Genomic DNA, 22668 nt, shown 5'->3' with positions numbered 1-22668 from the left:
GGCGTATAAAAACGCAGTTTTTAAATAGGTAAATAATTAGAAGCTGCGCTTCTCGCGTGAGCAAGCTCTACGCCTACAAGAAATGCGGTCTCATTGTCTGCTATTACTTGTAGACGCGCAGCTTGCTGGCGTATAAAAACGCAGTTTTTAAAATGATTAGGAAACCCTTTCTTCGCGCGCGAACAATCTCTACACCTGCGCCTACATAGAATACGGCGCTATGCTTTGTAAAAATGTTAGCGTTTAAAATATAAATCAATCGCTTTAGTAAGCAATTCATCAAGCTGCTCTTCAAAATGCTCAATTTCTATTTCAAAGTGATTTAAATATGCTTTAGCCTGCGCTTGAGATAAATTTCGGCTGTTTACGCTATATTGACGCTCACCGACTTGCTTATCGTAACGTGGTAAAAATACAAATTGACCATAATACGGCGACTTAATATGCTTATTCGCAAAGCGACAAAAATCTTCTATATGGTTTGCACCATCAGGTCCTAAACAACCAGGCTCAACTCGATACATTAAACGGACTTTTTTTTCTTCACTTATTTGCATAATAATCCTTTAACGAAAAAATAATACGCGGATTATTTTTCCGTCTTTAATTTGATAACTAGATACAAGCTCTGAACGTTTATCTACGACGTTTTCGTCGGTTGAGCAAGTTTCTGATAACTCATGGTCAATCACTATATCCCCATGCACTATACGTTTAATAGGCGATGAGTGGATACACTTTAGCTTTTTAAACATTAGCCCATAACGTGCTATTAGTTTTTCTTTTCCTTTAAATAATAGCTCATTAGGAAAAATATAAAACTCTACATCTTCAGCATATACACGAATAAATTCTTCTATGTTTCGTGCATTATAGGCTTTAATTAATTGTTCAACCACAGCAAGTGATTCGCGCGACTGCTTTGCTTTACTTTGTTGTTTGGCTGTTAGTGCTTCTTTTGCTTGCGCCACTACTTTTTCAGCTTGCGCTACAGCCGCTGCTTTTTCTATTTTACTTTTAGGTTTTGTAACTGGTTGCGCAGCTTCACTGCCCAACACTTTTGAGTCATCAACTTTAGCATTGTTTATAATTGGTTTTTTTTGCACAGGCGCTGAATATTCTAGCGTGTTGACTTTATCGTTTGTCGTTTGTTCTGTATTTGCTTTTTTAGTTTCATCTGAATCAGATTGCTGAGCAGCAACATAACTACTCAACGCCAAACAGGTAATTAATGAAGCAAAAATAATAGATAACGATTTCATAGTTTTCCTAATATGAACACTAAACGTTGTTAGTCACGCAACATAGCAAATTTTAGAGTTTTCGGGTAGTTATTATGTACTTGCAGTGCGCGCATGCTGCTGAACTCCTCTTTACCAGTACTGTTCAACCGTTATTTGGCCAGGCTCTCTGCGGCGGTTTCGCTTAAAGTTTTGCCCTATAAGTAACTCGGTTGTGTCTTTAACCATTTGCGGGTTTCCACAAATCATAAACTGAGCATTATTTGCAGTTGGGCTTAGTTTTACGTGTTCAAATAAGGTTTTATTAGCGATAGCATTGGTAATTCGACCACTTAGCCCCTGTAATGGCTTCTCACGGCTAACAACGGGGATATAGTTAAGCTGATCAGGGTACTGTTTTAGCAACTCATTAATAAGCTCTTGATAGCTCAAATCGTTATTATAACGTACGCCATGTACTAAATTGATGTATTGATATTTTTGCCATATTTCAGATTGTTGTAGCATTGATAAAAATGGGCCGATAGCAGTGCCAGTGCTAAGCATCCAAAGTTGCTCGCTTTGTGGTATTTCATCTAAGGTAAAAAAGCCTGTTGCACGACGCTCAATTAAAACGGTATCACCTGGCTGCAACTTGGCTAAGCGTGGCGATAGTAAACCATTGGCTACGTTAATGAGGTAAAATTCTAAATCGTTATTTTCGGGAGAGTTTACATATGAATATGCACGCACGATGCGTTTGTCGTTATCCATTACTGAAAGTTTTGTAAATTGCCCTGCTTTAAATGGCTCAACATCGGCGTTTAACGTTAAACTAAAAAGCGTTTCGTTCCACCACGTTACTTTTTTTACGCTTGCATCAACCCAGTTCGACATATTTGACTCCAGAGTTTAACTATCAATAATACCAATCCGCAAAAATACTTAATCAATTTGAGGGATTAAACCTGACGTTAACTGCGTTAAAAACTTCTGATATAGAATAAATAACGAAATTTTTGCCTTGTTATCGACACGATTTTCTTACCTCAAAATAGCTCACTTAATTAAGCGAGTTAATATGTAATTTAAACATTACTCACTGCAAAAGTAAGCTTTATAAGGTAAACATTAGCACTAAGCTAAGTGAACTTACAGGGGAAATTAGAGCGAGGTGATCTTTTATTTACGCAAAAATAGGGCTAAGCGGTGCTGGTCTTGCAAGTGCATAGCCTTGACCAAAACAAAAGTTCAGTTTTTTAACAAAATCAATATGCTCTTGAGTTTCAAGACCCTCTATACACACTGAGCAATTAAATTTTTCTTTAAAGGTGGCTGCCATTTCGATAATACTTTTAGAGTAGCTATTATCAAATGCGCTATTAATAAAACAGCCATCAATTTTAATTAGTTTTATATTTAGCTGCGATAACAACTCAAAATTAGACATGCCAGTACCAAAATCATCCATTGCAAAAGCAAATCCTTCGGCAATTAACTTTTCTATATTTTTAATCATTGATTGGTACATTTTTGTAGAGCAGGCGCGTTCAGTAATCTCCAGCATCACATTTTGCTTGGGTATATTAAAACGATTAAAAAAGTATTTTACGAGTGCAGGAAATCGAGAGGAAGCAATTTGTGCGGGCTCAAAGTTTAGAGAAAAACTAAGCGGGCTTTTTATCTTATCTGAAAAAAACGGCTTTACTGCACTAAGCGTGTGCAATGTTAATAAATCCTCTTTTCCTTGTGAAATTAATGCCATTACTGTTTTTTCAATATTTGTAGTCGATTCGCCGTTACGTAATAACGCTTCGTATAGCTTAATTTCCCCCGTTTTTAAGCAATAAATAGGCTGAAAATGGAAATGATAACTAGCTATATCGTATTCAAAATATTCTTCAGGAAAAATTAAGTTTTTTGAACATCCACTGTCTACTATTAACATTTACCGAACAACCTAATACTAATTTCACATATAGTATAACAAATTACCTCAAAACCACTTAAAAGTCGCCACTTAAGTACTAAATATATACAAAATAGTAATAAGTTATTAGGGTTGAAATATAAAAATGATTTAATAAATACAAATAATTACAAAAATTTAATTAATGTTACTGAGTTTAGGTTTCTCAGAATCAAAGTTGCATAAATATCAAAAATAAAGATATAAAAAAAGCCGCATAAAATGCGGCTTTGGAGGTTTAGTCTCACTTCACTTTGGGCGTGTCTCCAAAACTTAGTGAATACGTTACCAAGGAACTGTTATGTATTATTTAAGCTATTGACTCTAGTGCAATTTTAACCATTTCGTTAAACGTGCTTTGACGCTCATCAGCAGGTGTTGCTTCGCCAGTGATCACGTGGTCACTTACTGTAAATAATGCCATTGCGTTTGCACCGTATTCAGCTGCAACGCCATATAAACCGGCTGTTTCCATATCTACGGCTAGCATGCCTAACTTGTCTAAGTCTTTATAAAAAGAGTCATCGGCTTGATAGAAAGTATCAGTCGTAAATACGTTACCTACTTTAGCTTTAATACCTAGCGCTTTTGCAGCGTTTACGCCGTTTAAAAGCAGGTCAAAGTTAGCGATTGCAGAAAAGTCGTAGCCACGAACACGAGCACGGTTTACGTTTGAATCAGTACTTGCACCTTGTGCAAAAATTACGTCGCGGATTTTTATATCTGTACCAATACCACCACACGTACCAATACGAATAATATTTTTAACGCCAAAGCTTACAATTAGCTCACGCGCATAAATAGACATAGATGGAATACCCATGCCTGAACCCATAATGCTTACTGGCTTACCTTTATAAGTACCAGTAAAACCGTACATGTTACGTACGCCTGTCACTTGTACTGCATCATCTAAAAAGTTTTCAGCAATATATTGCGCACGTAGCGGATCGCCTGGCATTAATACTGTTTCGGCGAAATCACCAACGTTTGCACTGATATGCGGAGTACTCATTAATTGTTTTCCTTTTTATTTGGCGTTGTTAGCTCATTTAAAAAGCTGTCGCCGTAATCAAGCGCAGATAAGTTAAACCACTGTGCCAGTGTTTGACCTATATCTGCAAAGCTGTTGCGTTCACCTAATGGTGTATTACTCATACCCGGTTGATATGCAATAACGGGTACGTATTCACGAGTGTGCTCAGAGCCTGGAAAGGTAGGGTCACAGCCGTGATCTGCAGTGATCATTAACACGTCATCTGCGTTTAACTGATTTAGTATAGTGGGTAAATAGTCATCAAATTCTTTTAATGCTTTTGCGTAACCTACTGGGTTGCGGCGATGACCAAATTTTTCATCAAAATCAACTAGGTTAGTAAAAATCAAGCTACGATCTGGCGCACTTTTCATTACTTCGCTGGTTTTTTCTAGCAAGTTCATAAGCCCTGGTGCTTTATGCTTTTGGGTTATGCCTTGATGCGCGTAAATGTCTGAAATTTTACCAATACTAATTACTTCGCCGCCGTCCTTTGCTAATACATCTAGCAACGTAGGCGCTGGCGGTAGTACTGAATAGTCACGACGATTACCCGTTCGAGCAAAGTCTTGACTATTTGAACCCAAAAATGGCCGCGCAATCACTCGTCCTATGTTCATTTCATCAAGTAGCGCCCGTGCGATTTCGCAAACTTGATAAAGCTTCTCTAGGCCGAATGACTCTTCATGCGCGGCTATTTGAAACACGCTATCAGCTGAGGTGTAACAGATTGGTTTACCTGTTTTTACATGCTCTTCACCTAGCTGTTCTAAAATGGTCGTCCCTGATGCATGGCAATTGCCTAAAATGCCAGGAATACCCGTACGAGCAATAAACTCGTCTATAAACTCTTGCGGGAAACTTGGCTGTGTTTTTGGGAAATATCCCCAATCAAATAACACAGGAACCCCCGCCATTTCCCAATGACCCGATGGTGTGTCTTTACCGCTTGATATCTCTTTAGCGTAACCCCATGCACCTTGTGGTGCTTGGCGATTTGAAATTAAACACGGTTCGCCACCGGCAGCTTCACACGCATCAACTAATCCTAGTTTAGATAAATTAGGAAGTGACAACGCAGTACCTGTTTCGTCGTAATATGCTTTTAGTAAGTGAGCGAATGTATTTGCGCCAAGATCACCAAATTTATCTGCATCTGGTGCTGCACCGATTCCTAGGCTATCTGCCATTAAGATAATTGCTCTTGTCATTTTGACCTCACTTTGTTTCTAGGTGGTTACTTTATCTGCTCTTGGAATTTTCCGTACAGGACAAAAGTCCTGTTTCATAAAACCTAAACATTATAAATTTACGTTCTGAGCGAAGCAAAAGAGATTAATCGTGTCTTTTTTGCTATTGTGATCTACCAACAATATATCCTTCTGTGTGGGTGAGAACTTTAGTGACACGAACTACTATTATAGCTATTGCAGGCGCATCGGCGTCGGGCAAATCCCTTTTTAGCCAAACAATTTATAATGAATTGGTTAATGAGCTTGAACCAGGCGCTATCGCCATTATTGAAGAAGATGCTTATTACAAGGATCAGTCGCATTTGCCGATGGCTCATCGTACGCAAACGAATTACGATCATCCTGATGCATTTGAGCACGCGTTAATGTTAGAGCATTTAACGCAACTTCGCAGTGGCAACTCAGTTGAAGTACCTAGTTATGATTATGCGCAGCATACACGCAGTGAAAAAACACGACGTGTCCCCGCTGCAAAAATACTCATTGTTGAAGGTATTTTATTATTGAGTGATAAAGCACTTAATAAAGAATTTGATATTAAGGTGTTTATAGACACACCTTTAGATATTTGTTTAATGCGCCGTATGCAACGTGATATGGAGCAACGAGGCAGAACATTACAATCCGTTGTTGAGCAATATCAAGCAACTGTTAGACCGATGTTTTATCAATTTATTGAGCCTTCGAAGCATAACGCCGATTTAGTTGTGACTCGAGGCGGTATGAATCGTGTTGCGATTGATATTATTAAAAGTAAGATAAAATATTTACTACAAGAATAACAACGGGAAACATTTGTATGACAACATTTATGAGCTTAGTAGGCATGTGTGTGCTACTGAGCATTGCTTTTGCTGCTTCGACTAATCGCAAGGCAATTAATTTAAGAACCGTTGGTATAGCATTTGCTATGCAAGTTGTTATTGGCGGTTTTGTATTATTTTTTGAAGCAGGAAAAAATGTATTAACGAGTATGTCAGCAGCCGTTTCATCAGTTATTGGTTATGCTAACGACGGTATTGGGTTTTTATTTGGCCCGCTTGCTTCACAGGACACACTTGGTTTTATTTTTGCGATTCAGGTTTTGCCCGTTATCGTGTTTTTCTCAGCATTAGTTGCTGTGTTATATCACCTTGGCATTATGGACTGGATCATTAAGATTTTGGGCGGTGGTTTACAAAAATTATTGAAAACCTCACGCACAGAATCACTTTCAGCAACAGCCAATATTTTTGTTGGCCAAACTGAAGCACCACTTATTGTTAAACCATTTATTGCAACGATGACAAAATCAGAATTGTTTGCAGTTATGGTTGGTGGCCTAGCCACAGTAGCAGGCTCTGTAATGGCCGGTTACGTTATTATTGGTATCGAGCTTAAGTATTTAATAGCAGCAAGTTTTATGGCAGCGCCTGGCGGCTTTTTAATGGCCAAGATGATCGTACCAGAAACTGAAACGCCTAAGGATAACTTGGCCGATTTAGATTTAGATGATGAAGATAAACCTGTAAATGTAATTGATGCTGCGGCATCTGGTGCAGCAAACGGTATGCACTTAGCACTTAATGTTGGTGCAATGTTACTTGCCTTTGTCGCATTAATTGCGTTACTAAACGGTTTATTAGGTGGTATTGGTGGATGGTTTGATTATCCAACATTAACACTACAAGAAATTTTAGGTTATGTATTTGCCCCAGTTGCATGGTTACTTGGTGTGCCATGGGATGAAGCAATTATAGCCGGCAGTTTTATTGGTCAAAAGATAGTAGTAAATGAATTTGTTGCTTACTTAGACTTTATAAATTATCGCGATACGTTAAGCGCGCACACACAAGCGATTGTTACATTCGCACTCTGTGGGTTTGCTAATTTATCATCGATAGCCATTTTACTAGGTGGGTTAGGCGGTATGGCGCCTAGCAGGCGGAAGGATATCGCACGCTTAGGGCTCAGAGCTGTGTTAGCAGGATCTATGGCTAACCTTATGAGCGCAGCAATTGCTGGTTTTTTCCTCTCGCTAGCTTAGAAACTGATAGAGACAAATAACCGGTGTTGCAAAACAATAGGATAGCGCTTTAAGGGGTTAAAGCACTATCTGATTTGAACGATACTTCACCAAGGGCCGCAAGGCCCTTTTATCGTTTTAGGGCTTTAATAAAGTAACCTTTCTTCTTATATCCTTCTATTTATTTTCATTATGAGATTTTTACAACTCAATTAACCGCTAATACTTTGTAAATTTAACAATTTTAAACCACACTTAATTAAGTGTTTTCAAGCCAAAAATGACTAGTTGTAGTGAAATATAATCTGACCTTTTTTATCCTTTTTTTATCATTTAGTACTTTAGCTGAAGAGCCTTTACTCGTTGTTACAGAATTAGCGCCACCTAATCAAGTTTTAATAGACGGTGAAGTTCAAGGTAAAGGGACACAGTACATAAGAGATATATTTAAACAGGCTGATTTAACGCCAAACATACAAATGTACCCTTGGGCCCGCGCCTATAAAATGGTAAGCGAGAAGAAAAACGCGTTTATTTACAGCATTGCTCGAACGCCAGAACGTGAAGATCAATTTCAGTGGGTAGGGGAAATTGGTCGCTTTGAAATGGGGTTTGTTGGGCTATCAGACAGAACCGATATAGTAATCAATAATATTAACCAAGCGAAAAATTACAAAATAGCTATGCAACATAACGACTTCTCAACCCAAACTCTCACTAAAATGGGGTTTGAGGGCGTTATAACTTCAGATATACAGCATTCTTATAAGTTACTACTAGCCAAAAAAGTAGACCTAATATTGGATGACCCGCTTTATATGCTCCAATATAGTGATCACTTTAAACTTAAACCTGGCCACTTAAAATTTATTTTTAAAATAGATGCATTAACAACGGTTGCTTATTTAGCTGCAAATAAAGATACAGATAAAGTTCTTATAGAAAAAATGGAAGAAGCGCACAAAGAAGTGAGCAAAACTAAAAGAAGCCCTTACGATAAATGAGTTAAATTACACTCGGCTTTTGAATTAAATGATGTGCAGGTGAGGTAAATGACTAACAATAAGTGGTATTAGTTCAGCGGTGCTTGAACTCGCTTTCTTCTAGGCTTTTACTAATTAAAGCTATAGAGGCTTTTTATTAACCACGTGACCCTGTCACTTAATAGTTGTTTATATTAGACCTTGGGGTCAAATCGAAGCACTTTAATTGTGATCCTTGGTATTAGGTCGTGGTTGTTGAATAAGTTAGGTTTGTTTCAGGCACAAAAAAAGCGCCTTAAGCGCTTTTTTTCATTTTACTTAAAAAGTAAAATTATACAGCTGTGATGTTATCAGCTTGAGGACCTTTTTGACCTTGTGAAAGAGTAAACTCTACACGTTGGCCTTCAGCAAGAGTTTTAAAACCTTCGCTTTTGATTGCTGAGAAATGTGCGAAAACGTCTGGGCCATTTTCTTGCTCGATGAAACCAAAACCTTTAGACTCGTTAAACCACTTAACTGTACCTGATACGATGTTAGACATTGTAATATCCTGATATAAAATAAAAAATATGCTCATATGAGCGGGTGTAGCAAAAAATGAGATGGTACTTTAAAAACTTCAGGACGGTACTACAAGTATTACTTATACAACATCGAAATGGAGATTTATAGCTTACATGCTTTCTTTCTAGCTGCAGCCCACTATATAGATTTCGAAAAATATGTCAAGTACTTATCCACTACTGAATAATAAACATTTATCACTTTTTTATTCTTAAAATTCAAACTCTAGCGCGAGCCTAAAGCTATGGTTCTTTTCTGATTGGCTTATTTCAGAAATAAAACCGGCTTCCCATTTTAATTGTTTTTGGCCTGCAAACCTATGCAACCCTATAAACCCTGGGCCAATGCCAACAAAATCTTCCCCCACATATAGTTCAAGCGCGGGCTGAAAGGCAGCGCGATAACGATAACGATACTGCGCTCTAAACTCCGTTTCCCATTCATTTTTTATATCTTGCCCCCACTCATAGACCAAAAAGGCATTCATGGTAACACTCGTTTTACCAAATTCTTTTTCGATTACAAAACCCGATGTCGCTTCGTATATATCTTCGTTGTGCTTTTTCTCAAGTTCAAATAGTGCGCCCCAATCGGCCCATAGCTTACCTTGTTCAATTAATTGCCAGCGTAGTTCAAGCTCGTAGGCCTCAAGACCAAAGTCACCATTATCATCTCGCTCACCAACTAAATATCCCTCAAGCGCCATTGTATCGTTTATAGCCCGCCCCATACCTAGGCGTTGCGCTAACAAGTTGCCACTATCTGTTTGATGCGACACTAATCGCCACTCAAATTCACGCTCAAAAGGTAACACATACGGGTGGTATACCTTATCAACAACAATACCATCTGCATTTGCTTTATATGGCAATAACAACAAACAAAAAGCAGTAAAAATAAGTGCTAAATATAGGTTGATTGCTTTCATACACGTTCCTCAGTTATTGATGCCGGAATAAAGTAACAAAATGATAAAAATAATGTGCTGCTCATACTATAAATAAGTACGCTTATAAAATCAGGCGTTGCCTCGTAACCCACAAGAGCACGCAGAACACGGCCCAGCTCAGAGTTTTCGCTTAATATGTCACGTAAATCCCATACTGTTGCAGCGTTTGTTATTAAATCTATTTGGCTTGCTAAATCCAACGCTACTAATAACTTAGCGGCACTATTTAAAGCAAGTAACACTAACAGCGGGTAAATACCAAAGCGCTGTTTAATTGCGTTCATAAAAAAATACAGTAAAACGCTAAAGCTCAAACAAATCCCAACGCCTAATAAAGTGCCAATAAACAAGCTTTGGCCCACATCGCTGTTTTGCCAAAAACTGGTGAGATAAATAATATAATGGCTTAAATATAATGTTGTTGTACTTATCACTGCGACATAAAATGCGGCTGTTTTTTGCTTTATAGCAAATACGAGAGCAGCAACAAATGCACTAACACAAAGCCCTATTTGTGAATATTCTAAGCCTTGATGTTCAAACCACTGACTCACCCACGACGCACTTTGCATGTACAAAAATGACATTACAGCAGCAATTACTAAAGCAAACCACACCTGCGCCCTACTTTGCTTTGCAACTACTTGCAGTAATACTAATAAAATAGCCACAGGTAGTAATTGATTGAGGCTCATTACTAAACTAGTTATCAGCATGCTGCGTCCCCTCATTGCTAACGATAACAACGCCTCTTGCTGTATTTGGTGAAAACTCACCAAAAAATTCGTAATGCCCTTTACTCAACGGCCCTATATAAATCACGCTTTTACGGTTTGGATAGAGTACTTTTTCTCTATTTAGATCAAAACTATCAAACTCTTCTGGCGTACTATCTTGATTTTCTATTAATAATTTTACTTTTTTATTCACCGGAATAATAATTTGCGAGGGATAAAACAAGTGATCTTTTAAAACTATAAGATACTCTTTACTTTTAGCATTAAGCGACAACAACAATAAAAGGAACATGCATTGATTAAGTAAGCGTTTAGTCACATTGAGCTCCTGTAAAAGTAACGTTCACTCTCAATCCACCCAGAGGGCTATCTTTTAATTTTATTTTTGCATCATAAATAGCAATGATGTGCTGCACGATTGCCATGCCTAAACCTGCACCTTGCTCGCCTGAGGGGTGCTGATCGCCACCCACTCGGTAAAAACGATTGAATACTCGCTCTTTTTGCTCCTCAGTCATGCCTGATCCCGAATCATCTATTTGCCAACTAAAGCCTGTGCTACTTGATGCTAATTTAATAATAATTTGACCATTATCAGGCGTGTACTTTATAGCATTGCTGAGTAAATTAGAGATAAGCGTAGTGAGAGTAAATTCATCTCCGTTAATTATAAAGTCGTCACCTTCGAGGCAAATAGTCTGATTTTTAGCATCTATTTTGTCGTATTGCTCCGACACAGCCTGTTGTGTAATCGCTAGTAAGGATTGCTCGCTAAACTGTTTTTGCCACTGCTCTGGTTGAGTACGTCCTAAAATCAGCATTTGCTCGACAATATTACTCAAGCGATTAATACCTTGCGACATCGCTTGTAGCTCTTCATTATTTTGCAGCACGTTTTGTTTGTTTGCTAAATTATGCACATTTATTTTTAAGCTACTAAGCGGTGTGCGCAATTCGTGCGCTGCATCTGAGGCAAAAAAACGCTCTCTTAAATAGGCGGTTTCTACCCGTTTAAATAAGTCGTTTAAGCGATTAATAACGGGTTTAATTTCTTCATCAGTCACTTGCCAGTTAATTGGCGTAAAATCATTCGCTTGACGAAGGGCCAATTGCTTCGAGAGTCGAGTAAGTGGTGCAAGAGCATATTTAACAAAAAAGCTGATAAAAATAGCAAGTAAAGGGACTGCCCACAACATAGGTAACATTGCCGATAAAATAACAGCTTCAGCAAGCTCAAATCGTTTTGCCATTGGCTCGGCCACAATCACTTTGCGTGCATGTTTATTTAATACAAATACCCTCATACGTTGCCCTGCTATGTTGGCAGTTTGAAAACCTTCGTTAAAACTGGTTTGGTTATTCGTTAAACTCATCGAGCCGCTAAGCAATGTCGTACCTTGCCAAATTTGATACAACAATTGAGCGCTGTTATTACTTACTTGCACTGCACTTGTGGTTATTGCTAATGGCTGTTCAATTAAAACCCCTGCAACTATTTTAAGCTCATCATCAAGCAAGTTTTCACCATGATGCATACTTTTTTGATAGCCTTTTACTAATGCTAAAAAGCACGTAAGCACCATCATAGACAGTAAAATTAAGGTCAGACGTTTACGAATAGACATTTTCAACCTCGAAAGATAAACACGCTCTAGCGCTTGCCAACCACGTAGCCAATGCCACGTAAGGTTTTAATAAAGTCGCTAGGGAATTTTTTTCTAAGGTGGTGAATGTGTACTTCTATCGCGTTAGAGCCGACTTCTTCACCCCATTGGTAAAGTTTGTTTTCGAGTTGTTGTTTTGACTGCACACGACCTTGGTTTTCCATTAACGCTTTTAAAAGCATGTATTCTTTACGCGGTAATGTCAGTGACTCTCCATTGAGTGTCACCGTATGAGCAGAGCTGTCTATGACCACCTCCCCGCATTGCAGTAAACTCGATTGAGTTTGATTAACGCGTCGACTTGCCACACGTAGTCGAGCAAATAACTCTGCAGGGTCGAACGGCTTTGCAAGGTAATCATCAGCGCCCATATCAAGCCCTTGCACTTTGTCGTCTATACTGCCGCGAGCGGTTAAAATGACCACAGGAATTACTTTTTTTTGTGCTTTAATATGCTTTAAAACTTGCGAGCCATCGCCATCAGGCAATCCTAAATCGAGAATAACAAGCTCAATCTCACCACTAGAAAGGCATTCTAGGGCGTGTTTTACTGTGCCACTATGCTCTACGCTATAGCCCTCTTGGCGCAAAGAGCGAATAAGCCCTTGCGCCACTAAATGATCGTCCTCAACGAGTAATAAATGCATTGTGTCGTTTATCTTTTAAGTTTTTTGTTTACTTTTGCCAATAGCTGGCTTATTGCTTGTTGGCGGTACTCATCTGCTTTAGCGCGAGTATCACGGATACCCGCAGCTTGTGCTACCAGCAAACGCGCTTTCGCTTCTTTGTAATCGCCTTCATCATACAAGTATTCACCATATAAGTAATTAGTATCAATGCCTTCGAGATTAAAAGCGAGTGCTTGTTTAAATAATTTTTCAGCTTTGTCATCATCACCAAAACCAATTGGCCAGCCGGGTACTTTGCTATAAAGCGTTGCAAGGCTTGCGTAAGCTGAGCCACCGAGCGCTGTACCATCAATTGAGAGTGCTTGTTCAAGTGATGTTTTAGCTTCTTTTGCTAAACCAAGTGCTCCCAACCCGCCTTTTGCACCAGCAAAACTAGCTAACACAATACCATTCCAAATATGCGTTTGTGCCAAATTTGGGTAGTTTTTAACAAATAACGCGCTTTGCTCACTTAATTTCGTGAACGCATCTATTTGCGCGTCATCTTTAAGTTCATAATTAGCAATTGCCCACTTTTGTTGAATAGCGACTAAATCTTGCGATTCATCAGCATAGGCCGATACAGTAAATGCACTCGTGAATACTAAATATAATGCTAAGGTTATTTTATACATAATTTTATCCTCGTTGTTCATCTATTTTTAACTTAAAAAACGTTTTATTTTAGGTAGTTGTTTTGCAATGGCGTTATCTACAATACGTGGAAAAGCACCATTAATGCGTACAAATAATTTTTCAGGAAAGCCGATAAAACGCCGTGTCTGATTAGAATCAAGAAGCGCAAGTAACTCTCTGGCGACTAATTCTGGCGAGTCCATTTTATTACCGAGCTCTTTATTCAGCGCACGGGTTTTGCTGTTATTAATGGTGGTGTCAGTGGCTCTTGGTGCTAGGTAAGCGACTTTAACACCCGAACCGTATAGCTCCCGCGAAAGCGCCTCTGTAAAACCACGCAAACCAAATTTACTCGCGCAATAAAGCGTTTGATACGGATATCCGATACTGCCAAATGATGATCCCACGTTAACAATGGTGCCTTTGGTATACTCTAACTGCCCTAAAAATAGCTGACATAATTTAATAGGCACCGACAAATTGGTACTTAGCATATTGTCTATTTGCTCAGAGCTTGTGTGCTCAAGACTTTGCATTGTATTAACACCGGCATTGTTAATTAGCAATTTAACGCCGCCTAATTGCTTTGCTTTTACAGCTAAATTAATGCGTGTTATATCGTCGGTTAAATCGCCAATAAATATTTCACTGTCTGGGCATGTAGCACTGAGTTTTTCAAGAGCTTGAGCATTTCGCCCAACAAGGAGTAACTTCCACCCTTTTGCATATAGGGCTTTAGCAATTGCTTGTCCTATTCCACCGGTAGCGCCAGTTAATAAACACAAAGAGCTACTCATGCCTGCTTGCCTTGTATATTGGCTTTAAAAAAAGGCTCATCATCCAAACCACGAAATATATCGCCATATAAACGATAAAAGCGCTTTGCCCCATGGAGTATGGCTTGTTGATCTGCCTCGTCTGTTATTTGATTCATTAGGTTTTCAAAAAACTTTACGTGCTCTATATCAAGCGCACCATGGGACGTTAAATAACTAAATGCTTTTTGAGGTAAGCCCACAGCGTTTGCAATATTTGAAGCGGCACCATCTGCAAGTGCAATGGACGTCCCTTCAAGCACATGTACCATACCAAAAAAGCTCAATGGGTTTTTACGAGCAATAGAGTCGTACGCATAAGACACCATCATTTCAGTGGCAAATTGTGGCTGACTACACCGTACGGTTTCTTTATCAAAACCGCAGGCTGCAATATCGTTAAGTACCCACTCTTGGTGGCCAATTTCTTCTTCAATATATTCTGCGACGGCTTCGCGCAACCATTCTTGATCGTCGGTTAATCGTGCACCAACCGACATCATTAATGGCACGGTGTGCTTAACATGGTGGTACGCTTGCGCTAAAAACGAGGCGTATTCTTCAAGTGATGCTTCGCCTTTAAAAACACGCTGAATAATAGGCGCTGCGAGTAAGTAATCTTGCTCTTGCGTCGTTTGCTCTTTAAGGATGTTAAAAAAATCACTCATTAATTACTTCTCCAAATTGATAAAATTGCTCAAACACATCATGGTACTGCTTACTTATGGCATCTCGTTTTGGGCGATTATTTGTAGTTAATAACCCTTGTTGCACACTCAACGGAGCCGCTAAACGATGCCATTTTTGAATACGTGCATAATCGGGTAGTTGTTTATTAATTGCGTTAATATATTGCGCTAACACTGGGTTACTTAGCTTTGTATCGGCGTAAATAATGGCTGTTAAAAAAGGCCTCCCTTCTCCAAACACAACGGCTTGTAATATGCCACTTTGGCTTAGTAATAGTGACTCAGGCCATTCGGCACTGATGTTGCGCCCCATGCTGGTAATAATTAGGTTTTTTAGGCGGCCCTTAATAAACAAAGTATTGTCACGTTGTTCGACTAGATCACCGGTGGCATACCAGTGGTTTTTATCATGCGGTGGGTGATTCAAATAACCTAAAAATATCTCACCTTTTATGAACAGCTCGCCGTCTTCAATTTTGGTTTGAAGGTGTGGAAGCACTGTTCCTGCACTGTGAAGATTATCGTTTGTTGGCGTGTTTAAGCTAACAACCGATGCGGCTTCAGATAGACCATACCCTTGGTATACCGGTAAATTTAAACGACGCGCTTTTGCGATTAGCATTTCACTAACAAGCGCACCACCAACGGCTATAAATTGTAATGAACTTGGTGGCTGCCAACCTTGCTCAGCAAAAGCAACCAAACATGTTAATAGCTCAGGCACTAAGATCAGCGTATTTGGCTGAACGTTATCAATAGCAGCAATAAGCTGGGCTGGTTTTTTTAATGCCGACCCAACAAAGCCAAGCTTATTAAGTGGCATTACATGAACAGAGCCACCACTTTTTAAAGGGGCATACACACCCGCTATATTTTCAAGTAATACAGCAAGCGGTAATAGGCATAAATGAACAGGGTTTTTAAGATTAATCTTATCGCAAAGCGATTGAGCTACCTGAATTTGACTATTTGCCGATAAACAGACTCCCTTAGGCTGCCCAGTAGAGCCAGATGTAAAGGTTACTTTTTGTGTTCCGGCAAAGTAACTGACTGGTTTTACAGCAGCTATTTCATAAATATATAACGTATAAAATTCAAACACAGTAATAGATATGGTGGGCTCACCCAAAGAGAGGTTTGCAGTGTCACTAATAAATAAATTAGCGCCGCATTGCGACAATACATAATGCGTTTGTTGCTCGCTAAAAAAGTGAGCAATAGGCACGGCCACTTTGTTAGCAAACGTTGTCGCAGTATCTAAAGCTAACCAGGCTGGTGTGTTATCTAATTTATATGCAACAACCTGACCGCTAAAATCATGTAACGAATTTGCTAACTCTTTTACTTGTTGGTCGAACTCAACGCCGCTAATACTTTGTGTTTTATCACTGCGATGAGCAACAATAATAGGCGTGTTTGCTTGCGTATCGTAAATGCTCATACATTCACCAATGCATTCACAAGCGAGTTAATTTCAGTGTGATTTTGCTGCATTAAACTATAAAGCATAGGTGTATTTAGCACTTGCTGATGCGCTTGTTCTAAACTCACAACACATACTGTTGGTTGGTTAGCGTAATAACTCCCCCAATTTAATGGATGCTCAACAACAAAACTATTCGCGACTGCAATTTCAGTGCAATTAACACCGAGCAAACGCAGTAATGCGCGCACTTTTTTAGTAGCACAAAATACTAAATACTTGGCCCCCACACTTTGCAGCGCTTCATTAACCACAATAAAATGCCCAAGAGTGGCTTTTCGGTGTGTTGAGCACAAGTTGCCAAGCTCAAATACCTTATCGCGCTGTGTATGCTCTGGTAAAAAGTGTTCAATAGGCTCAGCTAAATACTGCTCTATAAATAAAGGAGCCATGGCTTGTCTTAATCCTAAAGTGCATTTCCCTTCGCGTGTAGTGTACTGGCTAAGTAGTGGCATAAAAGATGTGAGCATTGCGTTATAAGCAACTAAAAAACCTTCTTTAACGGTATCTTCTAGCGCTTTACGGTGCTTATCGTTGAGCCCTGCACTAACAACGCGTGAATTATTTTCTATGAAATCGGGTGATGAAGGTAATTGTGCTAATTGCATAAACATCGCTCATATAAAGTGTATGTTTAGAATTTAGCGAGCGAAACTTAAAGAAAACTTAAGGAAGGTAATTTAATAAAATAAAAAGCCTCTGTATTAATTCAGAGGCTTTGTGATCAGGTGACTTAACTTATTTGTGCAACAACGCACTGGTTTCGACCATGTTCTTTTGCATGGTATAGCGCTTTGTCGGCACATTTATACACTTGATCTATGTCGTTGCTATGCTCAGGCCAAGTTGCAATACCTATAGATATAGTTATAAATCCAATGGTTTCCATACTTGTGGATTCAACAGTAATTCGTAATCGCTCTGCTATATTAAACGCGCTTTCACTGTTTTCATTCGGTAATACGAGCACAAACTCTTCACCACCAATACGCGCTACAATATCGTCTTTTCGAGATAACTTTTTTATAATGCTGGTAAGTGCTTTAAGCGCTTCATCACCTTTAGCATGGCCAAAGGTATCATTTACACGTTTAAAAAAATCGATGTCTATTTCTAAGATTGCAAAGGGTGTTTGTTTAAGCATAAGCTGGTTGAGCAAACCATTTAAGCTTCTACGATTATGAGTTTCGGTTAAGGGATCTGTTTGCGCATCGTAACGAAGTTGTCCTATTTGCATTTGCAAAATATTCACTCCTTTGAGCATGGCAAGTTTTAACCTTTGGCTTTCAAAATACCATGATTTAATACTTTTCAACTTTGTAAGACTATTTGGATCATCCAGCGTAGTGGCGCCTTCAGCAAGTTGTTTTAAAGGCCTTGAAATAAAGTGAGCAAACAATCCAATTAAAATAAACGTAATAATAGCCATAGGCAACGTACGTTTTATTACCTCAACTATTAATAAATCAAGCGATGCAAGTGTGGTCTTAACTGGTCGTTGAGCAACAATTCCCCATTGCGTTTGTGCAACAGGCGCGAAACCAGCAAGCATTTCATTACCCTGACTATTTAAAGCCGTAGCAGTGCCTCTTTCTCCTGCAACCACTTTATCTATAATGGCATTATTAGCGATATAAGTGCCAATACGTTCATGATCTGGGTGATAAAGTAAGCGCTTATTTGCATCGACCACATAAATATAGGTTCCTTCTTTATAATAGTGCTGCTCAAGCAGGCTATTTAAAATGTTGCGCTCTTTTAAATAAAGAGTTCCACCTACGTAACCTAAGTAATCACCTTGTAAATTAAATAGCGGGTATGAAATAGAAATAATCAAATTTCCCGCAGCCGACATATAGGGCTCACTAATTAGTGGCTGTCTCTGCTCTAAGGCTTGTAAGGCCCCTGTTGAATAAATTGGCTTGTCGATAATTTGAGGTAAATCAGGTGAGGTGGCAGCAATAATACCGCGTTTATTAATAACCACTGAGTTAAAGCTATTTGTTTGTAAATTTAGTCTTGTTACTTCTTCTTGCAAAAGCGCATCATTATTTATACTCAGCTCTATTTTTTTAGCTGAATAAGCTAATTGCTGCATTGCTGCCTCTAAAAAGTTATCGGTTGCGGATGCTAGTTTATTAGCATAAGCGTAGTTACTTTTTAATGTGTAGCTCATTAGCTGCTCTTTTTGCACCTGATAAGTAGAATGAAAACTACTCACAAGTGTGCTTACAGAAGCAGTAAGTGCTAACAATAAAATAAGAAATCTAAGGTTTAAAGCAGGTAGTAATTTGTATAACAAATGCGTATCGCCCACAGTACAAACAATTATGTGTGTACCTTTTTGTATATTATACCAACAATTATAACTGCTTAATGCCCTATAATCTAATTACTAAACTCAAAAAACCTCTAGAACGAACCCAAAGTTTAACTTTTGTGCACTGTTGGTCGTCTATTTATAGAAAGTAGCCACACGATATAAGCGTGGCTTTGCTCAGCAACTAAGTACACTGCTATTAATTGAACCTTAATATAAACAGCCCTAGATTTATTATTTAGCTTTGTCTAGTTCAGGCGACTAAGCGCTGTTGCCAAAGCTGCTCACACAAAGTAATCCATTTATTTGATTGCTTATTACCTTCGGTTCTGCGGCCAAACAATGTCAGTACTGTGTTACCTAAGCTGTCAAAAAACTCGATAGAATGAACAACAACGTCACCATTATCGGTTGGTTTTTTTACAACAAATGCACGAGCAAAATCATCACTCCTCACATGTAAATTAAAGCCCTCATCAAGCACGTTATACCATGGGCCAACTTGCTTTAAATTATTTAGTGTGCCTGAATATATTTGCACTGCGGCATCATTATTAACAAAAATCATTACCTCATTTTGCTGTTTTTTTAACGTTTCAAATATATAAGGCAGGCTTATTGGGAGTATTTCTTGTGCCCAATGAGGTTGAGCTATTTCAAGGGCCTGTGTTCTACATACATCAAATTTGGTTAATAATGCGGGGAAATGATGTACATCTTGCAGGTTTTCCCATGCGTTTAAAAAGTCTGCCACATCAATATTTTCTTGAGGCTTAAATGTTAAAGCCTGTACAATTTTAGGCTCTATTGCTAACACATTACTTTGTTCGCAATCACTGTATTTATTAATTAATGCTTCGTATGCTGCTAGGTTTGTTTGCTCAGTGCTAAAAATTTTATGAACGGCTTGCCCATATTTATCAAAGCACTGAATACTCACCATATTATTTAGCTTAACAGCAAATACACTCGCCCATTTATACAAAAATAATCTTAAGTCAATTCCGCCAGGGTTTATGGCTATTGCCATTTTTTGCTCATTACGTTCTGATGTATATAATTTCTCGTAACACCCTTTAATTTCATTAATCACCAGTTCGTTTCGGGTCATTGCCATAACATGCTCAAGCTTTTTTAAGCCTTTGAGAATGCTTTCAATATGATTTATGTCGAGTTTAATTGCATTAGTACCAACTTGAGCTGCAACTAATTGCGCCTCGGTGGTATTTAGCTTTAAAGCAGCGTCAACAGCTCTAATAGTAGGCTGCTCTGCTTTTAAAGCTTGGTATTGATTAAATAATGTGTTCATTATGTGCTCCTAAAAATGCAGCAACATTTACATGCTGCTGCAGCTTAAAATTTAAAGCTAATCTGTGTTTTAATGTTACGACCAATACCGTACTCACCAACTCCACCACCTGTACCTGCAATTACCTGATATTCTTTATCGAATAAATTATCAATTGCAACTCGTGCGCTCCAGCTTTTGTTTATATCCCAACTCGCGTTCATACCTATTAGCGTATAGTCTTTGTGTTGCTGCTCTACGCCATTAATGAGCACTGTTCGTTTGTCTACATTTTGAATTCTCAAACCGGTTTTAATGGTATCGTCAAAAAAGTGTAAACCAACACTTAGTGCAAGCTTGTCGGCAGGTAAATACCATAAAGGTTTATTGTTTTCGTTTTCACCAGAAATACGGCTATAAGAAAAGTTGGCATAACCAAGGGTATGCGCATAATTAACCTCAAACTCAATGCCATCACGTTGATTGTCACCAATATTGCTATAGCGTGGCGCTGGTGCAGGGTTTGTAGCGCTATTCGTGTTTGATTGAATTTCATCATTTACATCTATATCAAAATAAATGAAGCGAGCAGTTAGTGCGTCTCTACTAGTCAATACATTCGCTGTTTGGTAGCTCATGCCAACTTCTTTATTCGTGCTATTTTCTATTTCTAAACCTAAAGCAGGATTACGACCGCTGTATTGGTCGTATAGCTCGTCAATTAGCGGCGCTCTAAAGCCTTCTTGGTAACTTGCAAAAATAGCGAACATTTTGTTTATTTGATAGTTAGCCGTAACAGCGGGGACAACTTGAGAGTGTTCGGCTTGAGTATCTAGATTATTAAATATTTGGTTAAAACCGCTGGTTGCTGTTGTCTTATATTTCTCAAAACGAAGCCCCCCTGTAAGCGTCAGATCTTGCCACGTAAATTCATCTTGAATATACACACCTAAGCGCTTTTGAGTGCCTCCTGGCTGAGAAGTAATTTCAGCTTGTACCGCGTTATTTGCGTATTCAACACACTGATACGTTTGCCTATTTAGATTAAGGCAAGGATAACTGAGCTTTGTACCGATTCGCTCTTTATCTGAATACTGAATCCCATACGTTAATGTATGCTTATTAAAAACAGAGGTATTTGCAATATCTAATGTTGCTATGTTGTATTCATAATTAGAGGCAATGCCAATAAAATCTTTTAATGTACCTAAACCATCGCTCTCTGTCACTTGACTTTGACTATACCCAAAACGGGCATTTAAATTAACATACGGGTTATGTGCAGGGTTGAGCTCATAACTTAAATTAGTAACCGATTGATCTATCGTTCTATAAACTGTGCCCCACGCACCAGGATCCGTGGTATTAAATTCAGTCCGTTGGCTGTCTTCACTTTTTGTGTATGAAAGCCCAATTAACGAGTCTTCATTTAAATAGTATTCGCCTTTTAATAGTAGCGATTCAGCTTCAATTGCTGAGTTATCCAATGTTTTCCCATTAGATAATTCAAAATCATCACTGCTTCGTTTTACATAGGCTGCAACGACATCAAGCGATTCTGTAGGTCTTGCGTAGGCGTATACTGCACCATTCTTTTCGTTATTATTTCCATGGTGACCAAGCTTAATTTTAGCGCCCGCTTTTTCGTTAGGTGCTAAAAAGTCACTTGCATCTTTAAGCTCCATTTCTACTACACCACCTAAAGCGCCACCACCATGTAACACGGTGCTTGGTCCGCGCTTTATGCTTACTGAGCGGTAAAGTTCGGGGTCAGAAAAAAAGCTCCCCATTCGATATTTTTCAAATGTTTGAATTGCACCATCAACACTTATTAATACATCTTCTGCATCACTAAAACCGCGCACACTAAACTTTTGGCCTCCGCTTCTTGGGCCACCCGTTGACGTAACATTTGGCACATTAATAAGACTATCAAACACAGTACTTGCAAGTACCCGTGCTATTTGCTGCTGTGTAATTACGTTAACGGCTTGAGCTGAGTTTAAGGCTGATTTGGCGGTACGCGTTGCCGTAACGGTTACTGCATCAAGGGTGGTGATTGGAATTTGATTGTCTAAGCTGTCTATTACTTTTATCTCAGCAGCCATAAGAGGCATTGAAACGCTGGCAATACATAAAGCCAGTTTTGAAAGGCGCATAATTTACTCCGTATAATAGTTTTATTTTGTTTAAACACGGCTGGTCGGCCATATTTTATTACTTTATGCTTAAGACATAGCCCCTAGGGCCTGTTTATCTTTCGAGGTTAAATTTGCAGCAGACTGTTTGGTATTTAGGCAAGGCAGAGCCTATGTAGTGTGGTTATTCCCCATAAATAGGCGATAACGCAGCATAAATGCCAAACATGCGCTGCCCTTTGGGTTCTGCC

23 protein-coding genes are annotated in these 22668 nt (G+C 38.8%); 3 read left to right on the top strand and 20 right to left on the bottom strand.

Annotated features, from left to right (window positions below; translation table 11 throughout):
• Nucleotides 1-236: 236 nt before the first annotated feature.
• From CWB66_RS12145 to CWB66_RS12120, 6 genes are all read right to left on the bottom strand, one after another.
• On the bottom strand, nt 237-557 hold the full coding sequence (locus CWB66_RS12145) for a hypothetical protein (RefSeq protein ID WP_138585581.1): 321 nt from the start codon (nt 555-557) through the stop codon (nt 237-239).
• 9 nt (nt 558-566) lie between these two features.
• Complete coding sequence (locus tag CWB66_RS12140; protein WP_138585580.1) at nt 567-1262, bottom strand: nuclear transport factor 2 family protein; 696 nt, start codon at nt 1260-1262, stop codon at nt 567-569.
• A 111-nt stretch (nt 1263-1373) separates the two neighbouring features.
• Complete coding sequence (locus CWB66_RS12135; protein ID WP_138585579.1) at nt 1374-2117, bottom strand: ferredoxin--NADP reductase; 744 nt, start codon at nt 2115-2117, stop codon at nt 1374-1376.
• 289 nt (nt 2118-2406) lie between these two features.
• Nucleotides 2407-3168, bottom strand: coding sequence for an EAL domain-containing protein (locus CWB66_RS12130; RefSeq protein ID WP_138585578.1), 762 nt, complete (start codon nt 3166-3168; stop codon nt 2407-2409).
• A gap of 331 nt (nt 3169-3499) precedes the next feature.
• The gene (gene deoD / locus CWB66_RS12125; protein ID WP_138585577.1) at nt 3500-4204 is read right to left on the bottom strand and encodes a purine-nucleoside phosphorylase; all 705 of its coding nucleotides are present in this window, start codon (nt 4202-4204) and stop codon (nt 3500-3502) included.
• Entirely contained in the window at nt 4204-5436 is a 1233-nt protein-coding gene (locus CWB66_RS12120) for a phosphopentomutase (RefSeq protein ID WP_138585576.1), read from the bottom strand. The genes deoD and CWB66_RS12120 overlap by 1 nt, the downstream gene beginning before the upstream one ends.
• 191 nt (nt 5437-5627) lie before the next feature.
• On the opposite strand from CWB66_RS12120, the gene udk reads away from it, so the two are divergent.
• From udk to CWB66_RS12105, 3 genes are all read left to right on the top strand, one after another.
• Complete coding sequence (gene udk / locus CWB66_RS12115) at nt 5628-6260, top strand: uridine kinase (RefSeq protein WP_077535429.1); 633 nt, start codon at nt 5628-5630, stop codon at nt 6258-6260.
• Between the two features lie 17 nt (nt 6261-6277).
• A complete protein-coding gene (locus CWB66_RS12110; RefSeq protein ID WP_077535428.1) occupies nt 6278-7504 on the top strand; it encodes a NupC/NupG family nucleoside CNT transporter in 1227 nt (408 codons plus the stop codon).
• 272 nt (nt 7505-7776) lie between these two features.
• On the top strand, nt 7777-8487 hold the full coding sequence (locus tag CWB66_RS12105; RefSeq protein ID WP_171037498.1) for a substrate-binding periplasmic protein: 711 nt from the start codon (nt 7777-7779) through the stop codon (nt 8485-8487).
• A gap of 310 nt (nt 8488-8797) precedes the next feature.
• On the opposite strand, the gene CWB66_RS12100 is transcribed toward CWB66_RS12105, so the two are convergent.
• The 14 genes from CWB66_RS12100 to CWB66_RS12035 all read right to left on the bottom strand — a co-directional run bounded on the left by CWB66_RS12100 (nt 8798) and on the right by CWB66_RS12035 (nt 22438).
• Nucleotides 8798-9007 (bottom strand): cold-shock protein, encoded by a 210-nt coding sequence (locus tag CWB66_RS12100; protein ID WP_002959120.1) that lies wholly within the window; start codon nt 9005-9007, stop codon nt 8798-8800.
• Nucleotides 9008-9241: 234 nt separating this feature from the next.
• On the bottom strand, nt 9242-9958 hold the full coding sequence (locus tag CWB66_RS12095) for a hypothetical protein (RefSeq protein WP_138585575.1): 717 nt from the start codon (nt 9956-9958) through the stop codon (nt 9242-9244).
• Complete coding sequence (locus CWB66_RS12090) at nt 9955-10695, bottom strand: iron transporter (protein ID WP_138585574.1); 741 nt, start codon at nt 10693-10695, stop codon at nt 9955-9957. Before CWB66_RS12090 ends, CWB66_RS12095 begins: the two co-directional genes overlap by 4 nt.
• Nucleotides 10682-11035, bottom strand: a complete 354-nt coding sequence (locus CWB66_RS12085) for a cupredoxin domain-containing protein (RefSeq protein ID WP_138585573.1) — start codon at nt 11033-11035, stop codon at nt 10682-10684. Before CWB66_RS12085 ends, CWB66_RS12090 begins: the two co-directional genes overlap by 14 nt.
• On the bottom strand, nt 11028-12341 hold the full coding sequence (locus CWB66_RS12080; protein ID WP_138585572.1) for an ATP-binding protein: 1314 nt from the start codon (nt 12339-12341) through the stop codon (nt 11028-11030). Before CWB66_RS12080 ends, CWB66_RS12085 begins: the two co-directional genes overlap by 8 nt.
• Nucleotides 12342-12367: 26 nt before the next feature.
• Nucleotides 12368-13027, bottom strand: a complete 660-nt coding sequence (locus CWB66_RS12075; protein ID WP_138585571.1) for a response regulator — start codon at nt 13025-13027, stop codon at nt 12368-12370.
• Nucleotides 13028-13035: 8 nt separating this feature from the next.
• Nucleotides 13036-13683, bottom strand: a complete 648-nt coding sequence (locus CWB66_RS12070; protein WP_138585570.1) for a tetratricopeptide repeat protein — start codon at nt 13681-13683, stop codon at nt 13036-13038.
• Nucleotides 13684-13710: 27 nt separating this feature from the next.
• Nucleotides 13711-14481 (bottom strand): SDR family oxidoreductase, encoded by a 771-nt coding sequence (locus CWB66_RS12065; RefSeq protein WP_138585569.1) that lies wholly within the window; start codon nt 14479-14481, stop codon nt 13711-13713.
• Nucleotides 14478-15167: an iron-containing redox enzyme family protein gene (locus CWB66_RS12060; RefSeq protein WP_007376650.1), complete on the bottom strand. Its 690-nt coding sequence runs from the start codon at nt 15165-15167 to the stop codon at nt 14478-14480. The genes CWB66_RS12065 and CWB66_RS12060 overlap by 4 nt, the downstream gene beginning before the upstream one ends.
• On the bottom strand, nt 15160-16629 hold the full coding sequence (locus tag CWB66_RS12055; RefSeq protein WP_138585568.1) for an AMP-binding protein: 1470 nt from the start codon (nt 16627-16629) through the stop codon (nt 15160-15162). The genes CWB66_RS12060 and CWB66_RS12055 overlap by 8 nt, the downstream gene beginning before the upstream one ends.
• Complete coding sequence (locus CWB66_RS12050; protein WP_138585567.1) at nt 16626-17279, bottom strand: thermostable hemolysin; 654 nt, start codon at nt 17277-17279, stop codon at nt 16626-16628. Before CWB66_RS12050 ends, CWB66_RS12055 begins: the two co-directional genes overlap by 4 nt.
• Before the next feature lie 125 nt (nt 17280-17404).
• Complete coding sequence (locus CWB66_RS12045; RefSeq protein ID WP_502705290.1) at nt 17405-18988, bottom strand: sensor domain-containing diguanylate cyclase; 1584 nt, start codon at nt 18986-18988, stop codon at nt 17405-17407.
• A 256-nt stretch (nt 18989-19244) separates the two neighbouring features.
• Complete coding sequence (locus tag CWB66_RS12040) at nt 19245-20300, bottom strand: hemin-degrading factor (RefSeq protein ID WP_138585565.1); 1056 nt, start codon at nt 20298-20300, stop codon at nt 19245-19247.
• A 44-nt stretch (nt 20301-20344) separates the two neighbouring features.
• Nucleotides 20345-22438, bottom strand: coding sequence for a TonB-dependent receptor domain-containing protein (locus CWB66_RS12035; RefSeq protein WP_138585564.1), 2094 nt, complete (start codon nt 22436-22438; stop codon nt 20345-20347).
• Nucleotides 22439-22668: the final 230 nt, after the last annotated feature.

The sequence above is a fragment of the Pseudoalteromonas sp. S558 genome, assembly GCF_005886635.1.
Lineage (GTDB): Bacteria > Pseudomonadota > Gammaproteobacteria > Enterobacterales > Alteromonadaceae > Pseudoalteromonas > Pseudoalteromonas aliena.
This window is presented reverse-complemented; position numbering and strand designations above follow the sequence as displayed.